13 protein-coding genes are annotated in these 11,958 nt (G+C 66.6%); 3 read left to right on the top strand and 10 right to left on the bottom strand.

Annotated elements, in window-relative coordinates; genetic code table 11:
* The first annotated feature begins 5 nt into the window (after positions 1-5).
* Complete coding sequence (locus tag M5E06_RS12945) at positions 6-197, top strand: hypothetical protein (RefSeq protein WP_252138448.1); 192 nt, start codon at positions 6-8, stop codon at positions 195-197.
* Positions 198-230: 33 nt separating this feature from the next.
* Here the strand turns inward: M5E06_RS12945 and M5E06_RS12940 are convergent, their stop codons facing one another.
* Positions 231-872, bottom strand: a complete 642-nt coding sequence (locus M5E06_RS12940) for a Crp/Fnr family transcriptional regulator (RefSeq protein ID WP_252138447.1) — start codon at positions 870-872, stop codon at positions 231-233.
* Between the two features lie 99 nt (positions 873-971).
* Here M5E06_RS12940 and M5E06_RS12935 point away from each other — a divergent pair, with 99 nt between their 5' ends.
* Positions 972-1,583: a hypothetical protein gene (locus M5E06_RS12935; protein WP_252138446.1), complete on the top strand. Its 612-nt coding sequence runs from the start codon at positions 972-974 to the stop codon at positions 1,581-1,583.
* Between the two features lie 59 nt (positions 1,584-1,642).
* Here M5E06_RS12935 and ptsP read toward each other — a convergent pair whose 3' ends face one another.
* From ptsP to M5E06_RS12920, 3 genes are read right to left on the bottom strand one after another with little or no spacing between them, the layout of a single operon-like run.
* Positions 1,643-3,922 (bottom strand): phosphoenolpyruvate--protein phosphotransferase, encoded by a 2,280-nt coding sequence (gene ptsP, locus M5E06_RS12930; RefSeq protein ID WP_502801977.1) that lies wholly within the window; start codon positions 3,920-3,922, stop codon positions 1,643-1,645.
* A 43-nt stretch (positions 3,923-3,965) separates the two neighbouring features.
* A complete protein-coding gene (locus M5E06_RS12925; RefSeq protein WP_252138444.1) occupies positions 3,966-5,063 on the bottom strand; it encodes an NAD(P)H-dependent flavin oxidoreductase in 1,098 nt (365 codons plus the stop codon).
* A 53-nt stretch (positions 5,064-5,116) separates the two neighbouring features.
* Positions 5,117-6,352, bottom strand: a complete 1,236-nt coding sequence (locus M5E06_RS12920; RefSeq protein WP_109152703.1) for an aspartate kinase — start codon at positions 6,350-6,352, stop codon at positions 5,117-5,119.
* Between the two features lie 169 nt (positions 6,353-6,521).
* On the opposite strand from M5E06_RS12920, the gene ubiG reads away from it, so the two are divergent.
* Positions 6,522-7,316, top strand: coding sequence for a bifunctional 2-polyprenyl-6-hydroxyphenol methylase/3-demethylubiquinol 3-O-methyltransferase UbiG (gene ubiG / locus M5E06_RS12915; RefSeq protein ID WP_252138443.1), 795 nt, complete (start codon positions 6,522-6,524; stop codon positions 7,314-7,316).
* Positions 7,317-7,407: 91 nt separating this feature from the next.
* Here ubiG and M5E06_RS12910 read toward each other — a convergent pair whose 3' ends face one another.
* The 6 genes from M5E06_RS12910 to rpoN form a co-directional block, all read right to left on the bottom strand.
* Complete coding sequence (locus tag M5E06_RS12910; RefSeq protein ID WP_252138442.1) at positions 7,408-7,848, bottom strand: type II toxin-antitoxin system MqsA family antitoxin; 441 nt, start codon at positions 7,846-7,848, stop codon at positions 7,408-7,410.
* Complete coding sequence (locus M5E06_RS35830; RefSeq protein ID WP_353654321.1) at positions 7,845-8,228, bottom strand: type II toxin-antitoxin system MqsR family toxin; 384 nt, start codon at positions 8,226-8,228, stop codon at positions 7,845-7,847. The genes M5E06_RS12910 and M5E06_RS35830 overlap by 4 nt, the downstream gene beginning before the upstream one ends.
* Before the next feature lie 149 nt (positions 8,229-8,377).
* Positions 8,378-8,920 carry a Uma2 family endonuclease gene (locus M5E06_RS12905; RefSeq protein WP_252138441.1) on the bottom strand — a complete coding sequence of 181 codons (543 nt, stop codon included), beginning with the start codon at positions 8,918-8,920 and terminating at the stop codon, positions 8,378-8,380.
* 148 nt (positions 8,921-9,068) lie between these two features.
* The gene (gene ptsN / locus M5E06_RS12900) at positions 9,069-9,527 is read right to left on the bottom strand and encodes a PTS IIA-like nitrogen regulatory protein PtsN (protein ID WP_109074398.1); all 459 of its coding nucleotides are present in this window, start codon (positions 9,525-9,527) and stop codon (positions 9,069-9,071) included.
* Positions 9,528-9,562: 35 nt separating this feature from the next.
* Positions 9,563-10,153 (bottom strand): ribosome hibernation-promoting factor, HPF/YfiA family, encoded by a 591-nt coding sequence (gene hpf, locus M5E06_RS12895; protein WP_109152706.1) that lies wholly within the window; start codon positions 10,151-10,153, stop codon positions 9,563-9,565.
* Positions 10,154-10,305: 152 nt separating this feature from the next.
* Positions 10,306-11,925, bottom strand: coding sequence for an RNA polymerase factor sigma-54 (gene rpoN, locus M5E06_RS12890; protein WP_252138440.1), 1,620 nt, complete (start codon positions 11,923-11,925; stop codon positions 10,306-10,308).
* Between the last annotated feature and the right edge of the window lie 33 nt (positions 11,926-11,958).

Here is an 11,958-nt window from a genome sequence, read left to right as displayed (position 1 = left end):
CCGTCATGAAACTGAACGAAGAGCTCTGGCTCGTTGTCGTCATCGCCGCCGTATGGGCGGTGCTCGCCGCCGTCTACGCCCTGGTGCCGAGCCTCGGGATGCCCGGTTACGTCCGGGTCTGGGGCGGCGGCGCCCTGCTGTTCCTGGTGCTCGCCGCGGTGCTGGTCGCCGTCGGGCGGAAGGCGCACCGGGGCTGAACGGCTGCGGCACGGCGGCTTGCGCCCGGTTGGTCATCGATCCTTTCGGCCGGCATCCTCGATCGCTCCTGAACCGGCGGAGAGCGTCACCACCCCGTCCTCCCGGACAAGCCGCCCCGTGCGCTCCAAGACGGCCAAGGTCCGGTAGAGGGCCTCATGCGTCAGTCCGATCTCGGCGGCGATTTCCGTCCAAGGCCGGTCGAGCCGCAGCATCGGCGGATCGCCCGACACCTGGAGTCGAAGCCACGCCACGACCCGCTCCGGCGCCGACCGGATGTTCCGCAGTTCCAGCCGGCTGCGCAGGTCGCGGACATGAGATGCAAGCCCACGGGCCAGCGCAAGCGCGGCCTGTGGGTTGTCTTCCAGGGCGGCGAGCAGGTCCGGCTTCGGGATCACCGTGATCTCGGATGGCGTCTCGGCGACGCCATCGCAGTGGTAGGCCTCCGCCCACAGGGCGGCCTCGGCAAAACTCTCACCGGCGCGGGCAACGTGCAGCGTCACCGACGAACCATCCTCGAGGTGCCGCACGAGGCGCACCCGGCCCCGGCCGACATGAAAGACCGCCACGGTCGGATCGCCCTGCCGGAACAACGCCTCGCCCAGCTTCAGGCATCGGCGATGGAGCCGTTGCGGTTCGACGAGCCCGACCCATGCGCTTGCCCCCAGCTTTCCCAAAACCGCCTCACCCGGAATTCTCGGCCATATGATCGCAATCATATGGCGTCGCAGGGAGTCCGGCTACCGTCCGAGAAAGTCACCCACCAGGAGGATCCCATGCCGATCCGTACCGCCGCCACCCTCGCCCTCGTCACCGCCGTTGGACTCAGCGTCGGACTTGGCATGGGATTTGGGACCGCCGCGGCTCAGACCGCAATGCCGATGGACCACGCCGCCCATCATGGCACCCAGCATACCGGCACCGCCATGCCGCCATCCGGCGTGGTCCCGACCATGCCCGGCCAGGATGCCTTCGGCACCATTCAGGAGATCGTCCGCATCCTGGAGGCCGACCCGGCCACCGACTGGTCCCGGGTGGACATCGAGGCGCTGCGCCGGCACCTCGTCGACATGAACGAAGTCACACTCAACGCGACGGCCGTGGCGACGCCGGTGGACGGCGGAGCCACCTATGCCGTCACCGGCGACGGGCGGACCCTGGAAGCGATCCGCCGCATGGTCCCGGCGCACGCTCATGAGATCGATGGCACGAACGGCTGGACCGTCAAGGCCGAGCCCCTGCCGAACGGCATCTCGCTGACCGTCACCGCCGCCGACCCGAAGCAGACGGCCCATATCCGGGGGCTCGGGTTCATCGGCATCATGGCTCAGGGAGCCCACCACCAGATGCACCACCTCGCCATGGCGAGAGGGGAGTTCAGCCACTGACGGCGGAACCGCAATCAACCCGGACCGGCGTCATCCCGGGCCAAGGGGGAAAGCGCCCCTCAGATGATCACGCCATGGTCCTTGGCAAAGGTCTTCAACTTGTCGCGCAGGCTGTGGTCGGCCCCGGTATAGAGCCCGCTCATGTAATCCCGCAGCGCCGCCACCTCGAGCGAGCGCAGCATCGTCTTCACCGGGCCGACCGACGGCGGCGACATCGACAAAGTGCGGAAGCCGACGCCGATCAGCGCCATGGCATCGAGCGGCCGGCCGGCCATCTCGCCACAGATGCTGAGCGACACCTTGTGCCGGGCGCATTCGTCGACCAGCCGGCGCAGCACGCACAGCATCGACGGCGACAGCGGGTCGTAACGGGTCGAGGTGCGCGGGTTGCCGCGGTCGGCGGCGAACAGATACTGGGTCAGGTCGTTGGATCCGACCGACAGGAAATCCAGCTTGGGCAGCAGCGCCGGAAGTTGCCACAACAGCGACGGTACCTCCAGCATCGTGCCGACGCGCAGGCTGCTGGGCGGCTCGATGCCCTGGGCGGCCAGCCGCTTCAGCTCCAGCTCCAGCAGGCGGCGGGCGCCGTCGAACTCGGCGACCTCGGCGATCATCGGGAACATCACCGACAGCGGCCGGCCGGCGGCGGCCTGCAGCAGGGCGCGCAACTGCTGGCGCAGCAGCGACGGGTGGTCGAGCCCGATGCGCACGGCGCGCCAGCCCAGCGCCGGGTTCTCCTCCTCGCCGCCGGTCATGTAGGGCAGCATCTTGTCGCCGCCGACATCCAGCGTGCGGAAGACGATCGGCTTCTCGCCGACCTCATCCATGATGCGGGAATAGAGGTCGGTCTGCGCCTTCACGTCAGGGTAGGAGGCGCGCACCATGAAGGGGATTTCGGTGCGGTAGAGCCCGACGCCCTCCGCCCCGCTGGCGGTCAGGTGCGGCAGGTCGATCAGCAGGCCGCAGTTCAGATGCATGGAGATCGGCACCCCGTCGCGCGTCACCGACGGGAATTTGCGGATCTCCGCATACATCTGCTCCTTGCGGTGCTGCAACGCGACCGCTTCGCCGAAGGCCATCTGGATGTCTTCGGCCGGGCGGATGAAGACCTGCCCGTGGTCGCCGTCGACGATCAACTGGTCCAGCGGCTCGATCCGGTTCAGCGCATCGCTCGCCTGTACCACCGGGATGTTCAGCGCGCGGGCGACGATGCAGACATGGCTGGCCGGCGACCCTTCCTCCAGCAGCAGGCCGCGCAGGCGGGTGCGGTCGTAATCCAGCAGTTCCGCCGGACCCATGGAACGGGCGACCAGGATCATGTCGTCCGGCAGGGTGGCGCCGTCGGTGCCGCTGGTCTTGCCGGCCAGATGTTGCAGCAACCTGTTGGTCAGGTCCTCGAAATCCATCAACCGTTCCCGGATGTAGGGATCGGTCAGGTGGCTCATGCGGGCGCGGGTGTCGTTCTGCACCTGCTGCACCGCCGCCTCCGCCGTCAGGCCGACGCGGATCGCCTCGCGGATGCGCGACAGCCAGCCGCGGTCCTCGGCGAACATCCGGTAGGTCTCCAGGATGTCGCGCGGTTCGCTGAGCCCCGCCAGCGACGCCGCTTCCAGCAGGTCGTCGATGGCGCTGTGCATGGTCTGCAGCGCGGTGTTGAAGCGCTCCAGCTCGGCGTCGGCATCCTCCGCCACCATCTGGCGGACGGTCAGCTGCGGCCGGTGGATGACGGCGAGGCCGATGGCCAGCCCGGCGCTCATCGCCGTGCCCGACAGCCGGGCCGGCAGCAGCACGGGGTCGCCGGTGGTGGTGACCTCCACCGGATTGACCAGCTCGCTCTGCGCCACCAGCTCGGCGACGACCATGGCGATGGTCTGGAGGGTTTCAACCTCCTCCTCGACATAGCGGCGGCGGTCCTTGTGCTGGATCACCAGCACGCCGCGCACCTTGCTGCCGCGCAGGATCGGCACGCCGGCCAGCGACTGGAACGGGTCCTCCCCCGTCTCCGGGCGGTAGGCGAAACTGGGGTGGGAGGGGGCGTTGTCCAGCGCCACCGGGCGGGCATGGCCGGCGATGTAGCCGACGATGCCCTCGCCCACGCGCAGACGGGTGTTGTGGACGGCGGTCTTGTTCAGGCCCTCGGTGGAGAACAGCTCCAGCACCTCGCCGGCGCGCATGACGTAGCAGGAGCAGACGTCCGCCTTCATCTCCGCCGCGATCAGCGTGACGATCTTGTCCAGCCGGTCCTGCCCCGTCCCCGACCCGGCCATGATGTCGCGCAGCCGGGCGAGCAGCCGGCGTGACGAGGTGCCGTCGAAACGGACGTCCATTCCCCCCTCCATACCGCCGCCACCGGTTGCCGTGTCGAGGGTGTCGGTCATGTCGCTACAGCGCTCCCACGGGCGGCTCCGCCATCAGGCTCCCCAATCCCGTCAACGATGCCTCATCCATCGCCCGCCGGGCCAGCGCCGATTCCGCCTGGGCGATCAATTCGGCCAGGATGTCGGCCACCGGTTGTTCGCGGGTGACCAGCCCGACGCTCTGCCCGGCCATCAGGGAGCCGTTCTCCACGTCGCCCTCGATCACCGCTCGGCGCAGAGCCCCGGCCCAGAAATGCTCGATCTCCAGCATGCCTTCGTCGCGGCTCATGACGCCGGAATCGACCCTGGCGATGACATCGCGCTGGAATTCCATGAAGCGCTTGGACGCCTCGTTCGCCAGCGCCCGCACTGGGATGACGGGGAAGCGCGGGTCGATCTGCACGGACGGCTGGGCATCGCGGGCCGACGCCCGGATGAAGGCCTGCTTGAAATTGGGATGGGCCACGCATTCGGTGGCGCAGACGAAGCGGGTGCCGACCTGCACGCCGGCCGCCCCCAGCTCCAGATAGGAGAGGATCGTCTCTCCCCGGCCGACGCCGCCGGCGACGAACACCGGCACCTCGCGCAGCTCGGGCAGGATTTCCTGGGCCAGCACGGTGGTGGAGACCGGGCCGATATGGCCGCCGGCCTCGGTTCCCTCGATCACCAGCGCGTCGGCGCCGTGCTTCGCCAGCCGCCGGCCGGCGGTCAGCGTCGGCGCGAAGGCCATCGCCTTGGCTCCGCCGTCCTTGATCCGCCGCAGGGTGGCGCCGGACGGCAGGCCGCCGGCGACGACCACATGGCCGACGCGCTGCTCGCGGCAGACGTCGATCAGCTGGTCCAGCGCCGGATGCATGTTGATGAGATTGACGCCGAACGGCTTGTCGGTCAGCGCCCGGGTGCCGGCGATCTCCACCGCCAACTGGTCCGGGGCCATGGAGCCGCAGGCCAGCACGCCGAAGCCGCCGGCATTGGAGATGGCGGAGACCAGATGCCGTTCGGACACCCAGCTCATGGCTCCGCCCATCACGGCGGTTCGGGTGCCGAGAAACTCCCGGCCCCGTTTCCAGAGTCGGTCGAGCCGGGCCGATGCTGCCGCCGCGTATGATGTGGCGTCGGTCATGGCCGGCCCTCCCCTGCTGTTGCGATCCCCGGCACCCGGGTCGCCACCTGCGCTCAGGCGGCGTCCAGGCCGTAGGCGGTGTGCAGGGCGCGCAGCGCCAGCTCCGCATACTCCTCGGCGATCAGGACCGAAATCTTGATCTCCGAGGTCGAGATGACCTGGATGTTGATGCCCTTGTCGGCCAGCGCCTTGAACATGCGCTGGGCGACGCCGGCATGGCTGCGCATGCCGACGCCGATGACCGACACCTTGACAACGTTGGCATCGGAAATGATGCGCTTGTAGTTCAGGGTGGACTGCGCGTCCTCCAGCACCTTCACGGCGCGGGCCAGATCGGCCTTGCCGACGGTGAAGGTCATGTCGGTGGACTTGCCGTCTTCCGACACGTTCTGGACGATCATGTCGACGTTGACGGCGTTGTCGGTCAGCGGACCGAAGATGGCGGCGGCGACGCCCGGCCGGTCGGCGACGCCCACCAGGGTGATCTTCGCCTCGTCGCGGCTGTAGGCGATGCCGCTAACAACTTCCTTTTCCACGATCTCGTCCTCGTCAACAACCAGGGTTCCGGGAAGCGAACTGCCCGCAGCGGCTTCGAAGCTCGACAGCACCTGCACGCGCACGCGGTGGTTCATCGCCATCTCGACCGAGCGGGTCTGAAGCACCTTGGCCCCCTGCGAGGCCATCTCCAGCATTTCCTCGTAGGTGATCTTGTCGAGCTTGCGCGCCTTGGAGACGATGCGCGGGTCGGTGGTGTAGACGCCGTCGACGTCGGTGTAGATGTCGCAGCGGTCGGCCTTGACCGCCGCCGCCAGCGCCACCGCCGAGGTGTCCGAACCGCCGCGGCCCAGCGTGGCGATGCGGCCCTGTTCCGACACGCCCTGGAAGCCCGCGACCACGGCGACTTCGCCGGTCTGCAGGGACTTTTCCATCTCGGTGGTGTCGATGGAGACGATGCGCGCCTTGCCGTGCGTGTCGTCGGTGCGGATCGGCACCTGCCAGCCGGCCCAGGAGCGGGCGGGAATGCCGAGCGACTGCAGGGCGATGGCCAGGAGACCGGAGGTCACCTGCTCGCCGCTGGCGACGACTGCGTCATATTCGCGCGCGTCGTGCAGCTTGTCGATGTCGTTGCAGTATTTGACGAGCTGGTTGGTCACGCCGGACATCGCCGACACGACGACGGCGACCTGATGCCCCGCCTTCACCTCTTGCTCGACCTTCCGGGCCACGTTCTTGATGCGGTCGATGTCGCCGACCGACGTGCCTCCGAACTTCAGGACGATCCGCGCCATACCTCACACCATGTCTGGCCGCCCGGTCATGTCCTCTGGATCATGCGGGTCGGCTGAGCGCACCCCCGCTCCACCGTTGCCGGCGCGGGGCGGCGTATCCATACTCCGTCGGTGGAAGCGAGGCAAGTTGCCCGCACCCGTCCCGCCTCACAGTTTACGGATTTTCACCATGACCGCCTCATCCTCCGCCTTCCCGCATGCGTCCGCAACCGCTCCTGCCGGTGGGATCGGCGGTGGAACCGTGGACCCGGAGGATGTCGCCCGCTTCTCCGCCATCGCCGCCGAATGGTGGGACCCGACCGGCAAGTTCAAGCCGCTGCACCGGCTGAACCCGCTGCGCCTGACCTACATCCGCGATGAGGTGTGCAAGCGGCTGGGCCGCGACCCGCTGGCGCCGAACGCGCTGTCGGGCCTGCGCGTGGTCGACATCGGCTGCGGCGGCGGCCTGCTGGCCGAGCCGATCGCGCGGATGGGCGCCACGGTGGTCGGCGTCGATGCGTCGGAGAAGAACATCAAGACCGCCGCCACCCACGCCGCCGAGACCGGCACGACCGTCGACTACCGCGCCACCACCGCCGAGGCTCTGGCCGCCAGCGGCGAGACGTTCGACGTGGTGCTGGCGATGGAAGTGATCGAGCATGTCGCCGACGTGCCCCTGTTCTTGAAGTCACTGTCCGACCTGCTGGCCCCCGGCGGCGTGCTGTTCCTGGCGACGCTGAACCGCACGCCGAAGTCCTTCGCTCTCGCCATCGTCGGGGCGGAGTACATCCTGCGCTGGCTGCCACGTGGCACCCACAACTGGCGCCAGTTCCTGCGCCCATCCGAACTGAACGCCGCCGTACGCACGTACGGGCTGAGCGTACGCGACCTGACCGGCATCACGTACAACCCGCTGAGCGACGAGTTCCGGCTGAACCCGCGCGATCTGGACGTGAACTACATGGGATGGGCCGAGCGGGGGTGAGGGGCAGTCATTAGAATCGGCATACAGGTCTAAAACACCAATGGCTGCCGACACTGAGTCGGCGGCCATTGGGCGTAGCCAAGCTCCAAAATTACGCCGCCGATTTGTCGGTGGGAGCGAGTTCATTCAGCCGGCTCGGATCTCGATCCAGGAGCCTGAGCAGATTGGCCATGGCTCGCGAGGGGACTTCTCGACGCTTTTCGTATTTGTTGAAAGCAGCGGGTCCGCCACCGAGCCGTCTGCCGGCCTCGTCCTGCGTCAACCGAAGTTTTTTCCGGATTCGCTTCACCTCGGCAGCGGGCAACGAGCCATCGACAACGGCCTTGAAGTCCATAAATGCCGCCTCCGTCGCAAGACTGTCTGAGACAGACAGCAGGCTTTCTCCGCACGAGGTACAGTACCAAGCGGGTTGATCCAGAGTGATTGACTGGTCGCGATATGTGAATTCCATAGGCCGGCTATCTCGGACCATTTCGCAACCACAATCACAATGCGGCTTCTGCTTTGCATTGTCGGTGTTGGTTATCATCATGATCTCTCGTCCTTTTCCTTGAACGACAGTAGGCGGAACTCGCACACAGCGTCGGCACGAAACTTGATATAGATCGTTAAGTTGTCTTCATATGGAAAATGATAAACGTCCTGCCATTCCTTACTGTTGCCAATGGTGGTCACAGAATGATTGAAGTGTCTTGTAGTAAGTGAAGCAATAACGTTGCCCATCTGGGAAATACCAAGACCTATGGAGCGAGCGCCCCTGATTGCACTGCCGGTAATCACCCCGTTATCGCCCCGCGATTTGATCTCGTGGGCAACCACTGCCTGAAAGCTAGCCAGGGCGTAGGTTGGTTTACGCTTCGTCGATATATCTCCAACGTGCCATGAAGATGGGGAGCCCTCAAACGGAAACAACCTTATCGGTGGTTTTTCGCCGTATTTCTGATCGGGCTGGCGTCACTCGCGCACACGCAGTACCGCCTCGCCTGTGAAGACAGCAAGCAGGGCGGCTTGCGGTGTGGCTAACATGAAACCGGTCCAGCCGGCGGTTCCCGTGATCGCCTTCAGTCCTCGTACACCGCGTCCAACGGCAGTGAGAGGTCCAACGCGGCCATCATGACCGGACCCTCGCGCACCACATCGACGGTCCAGCCGCTGCCATCGCGGCGGTAGACCTCGACCAGACGCTCTGGCTGCGAGACGAGGACGATTTCGCGCAGGGACGGGATCTTCTGGTAGTTGGTCCGCTTCTCGCGGCGGTCGATGGACTCGGTGCTGTCGGACAGCACTTCCACGATCAGGACCGGGTCCTTGACGACATAGGGATCGTCATCGGCGGCGCAGGTCGCCACGATGTCGGGATAGTAGTAGGCGTTCGCCGCCTCCACCCGAACCTTCACATCGTTGGTGAATGCGTCACATCCCCGGCGCAGCGCCGCCTGCCGGATCGCGTGCCCGAGACGTGCCACGATCCGCGCATGGTTGAGGCTCGCCCCGACCATGGCGAAGATCTCGCCGTCGACATATTCGTGGCGGACCTCTGCGACCCGCTCGGCAGCGAGGTAATCCTGCGGCGAAATCCAGGGTCTGCGCTGTGCGCTTCCCATGGTCTTGGCCTCCCGTCGGTGGTGTAGCCCAGTGTACCAGCCCATCCGGCCCCACACCATTTGGCTCATCCGCCGCCAAAGAAAAAGGGCCGCGCACGGTCCCGTGCGGCGGCCCTTTCGGCATGCTGTGCCCCTCACCGGCGGCCCGTCAGTTGGACGGGGTCGGCTCGTGCTGGGTCAGGAGCGCGTACATCGCGTCGCCGGATTCGGCTCCGCGCAGCTTCTCGCACATGGACTGGTCCCGCAAAAGGCGCGAGACGCGGGCGAGCGCCTTCAGATGGTCGGCTCCCGCCTGCTCCGGGGCGAGGAGGAGGAAGATCAGGTCGACCGGCTGCTCATCGATCGCGTCGAAATCGATGGGCCGCTCCAGGCGGGCGAAGACGCCATGGACGCGGTCCAGGCTGGACAGCTTGCCGTGCGGGATGGCGATGCCATGGCCCACGCCGGTCGTGCCCAGCCTTTCGCGCTCCAGAAGCACGTCGAAGATCGCCCGCTCGTGCTGACCGGTCAGCTCGGACGCTTTGCGCGCCATCTCCTGTAGGGCCTGCTTCTTGTTGCCGGCCTTCAGGTTCGGGAGGATGGCGTGCGGAGAGATGAGGTCGAGCATGGACGCTTCTTGACCAGGAGGACGGGTCGGCGCCGTCAGGCGCCGGCCTTCTCCGCCGGATCGACCCAGCCGATGTTCCCGTCGGCGCGGCGATAGACCATGTTCAGGCGGCCATGCGCACCGTTGTGGAACATCAGGGCGGGGGCCTGCGCCAGTTCAAGACGCATCACCGCCTCGCTGACCGACAGGGTGGCGATGCTCGTCTCCATCTCGGCGACGACCATCGGGTTGGCGACGCCGTCGCCGGCAGCCTCGGCCTCGTCGTGATGCTCCTCGGTCTCGGCTTCCAGCACGCGGTAGCTGGCCGGGACGGCGGCGCCGTTCTCGACGGCGTGGTGGTCGCGCAGGCGGCGCTTGTAGCGGCGCAGGCGCTTGGCCAGCTTCTCGCAGGCGATGTCGAAGGCCGGGTAGGGTTCGGTGGCGTCGCCGGCACTCTGCAGGACGATGCCGCGGCCCACATGGACCTGGATGTCGGCCTTGTAGAGATGCGCGTCCTTGGTCAGGACGACATTCGCCTCGATCGGCTTGTCGAAGTACTTGCCGACCACGGCGTTCAGGCTATCGGCCACATGGGTGCGCAGAGCGTCGCCCACATCGAGCTGCTTGCCTTTGACGGAGAGTTGCATGGTGGAACGTTTCCAATATTGGTCCGCTGGGGACGGTGTAGACACGACGTTCGAAGATGCCGGGTTCGAAGTTGCTGGTCCGCCGCTTGCGGGCCGGGACGATAAGCAAGGGTCACCGGACTGTCAATCGAGCCCTCCCCCGCCCGACCCGCCTACATGCGTGACATCTTGGCACGTCGTCGCTGCACCGATGACGGTATTTTCATAGCTTCACGATACTTCGCGACCGTCCGCCGCGCAATGTCGATCCCTTCCGCACGGAGAATCTCCACCAGTTTGTCGTCGGACAGCACGTCGTCCGGCTTTTCCGCATCGATCATGGTCTTGATGCGGTGCCGAACCGCTTCCGCGGAATGGGAAGCCTGGCCGTCCGCACCCTGGATGGCGGAAGTGAAAAAGTATTTCAGCTCGAAGACGCCGCGCGGCGTCGCCATGAACTTGTTGGTGGTGACGCGGCTGACGGTGCTCTCATGCATGCCGATGGCTTCGGCAATATCGCGCAGGATCAGCGGCCGCAGGTGCGAAACACCATGGATGAAGAAGGCGTCCTGCTGGCGGATGATCTCGCTCGCCACCTTCAGGATGGTGGTGGCACGCTGGTGCAGCGACTTCACCAGCCAGTTCGCCGACTGGAAGCGTTCGGAGATGTATTCCTTGTCGGCCTTGTTGCGGGCGCTGTCGGAGATGCGGGCGAAATAGCGGTGGTTGACCAGCACGCGCGGCAGCGTGTCCGGATTCAGGTCGATCAGCCAGCCGCCGCCGGGATTGGCCCGCATCAGGATGTCGGGGGTGACCAGCTGGGCCGGGGTATGGTCGAAGGCCAGCGCCGGCTTCGGGTTCAGCTTGCGGATGTCGACGACCATGTCGGCGACGTCCTCGGCGTCAACGCCGCAGACCTTCATGATGGCCGGCAGGTTGCGCGCGGCCAGAAGCTCCAGATTGTCGAGCAGGGCCGCCATCGCCGGGTCGAGCCGGTTCTTCTCGCGCAGCTGGATCGCCAGACATTCCTTCAGCGACCGGGCGAAGATGCCGGGCGGGTCGAAGCGCTGGCAGGCGGCCAGCACCCGCTCCACCCGCTCCACGTCGCAGCCCAGCTGTTCGGCCATCGCCTGGGCGTCGAAGCCGACCAGCCAGCCGGCCTCGTCCAGCATGTCGATCAGGGCCAGCCCGATCAGCTGGTCGCCGAGGTCGGGCAGGTCGATCTTCAGCTGTTCGGTCAGATGGTCGCGCAGATTCTTTTCGCTGGTCAGCGTCGCTTCGAGGTTGCTGTCGTCATCGTCGAAGCCGCTGCGGCCGCCACGCTCGCCATAGGAGCCGTAGACCTCGCTGCCGCCGTCCGAGCCGTCGGAAAAGCGGTCGTCGCCATAGACATTCTCGAAATCGGTGTCGAGCGGCGCCTCCGACGAGGAGGCCATCGTGTCCGACGAGGTCATCTCCACGGTGTCACGGGTGCGCCCGTCGCTCGGCGCCAGCGCCGGCCCGTCGTCGCGGCCGTTCAGTCCGTCGATGCTGAGGCCGTTCGCCTCCATGCCGCCGGGGCCGTCCAGCCCGCCCGGCGCCTCGCCGCCGGCACCGTCGCCGACAACGGGATCGCTGCCGCCGTCGCTCGGGCCGCTGTCACGCTCCAGCAGCGGGTTCTGCTCGATCTCGCGGTCGACGAAGTCCGACAGTTCGATGTTCGACAGCTGCAGCAGCTTGATGGCCTGCTGCAGCTGCGGCGTCATCACCAGTGTCTGGGCTTGTCGAAGGTCGAGACGTTGAGCAAGCGCCATGGCTGTGGAACCGGGACCAGTGGGAACGGAGGG

The sequence above is a fragment of the Azospirillum sp. A1-3 genome (assembly GCF_023806445.1).
In the GTDB taxonomy this organism is placed as follows: domain Bacteria; phylum Pseudomonadota; class Alphaproteobacteria; order Azospirillales; family Azospirillaceae; genus Azospirillum.
The sequence above is the reverse complement of the archived record's forward strand: the minus strand, read 5'-3'. Positions and strand labels throughout refer to the sequence as shown.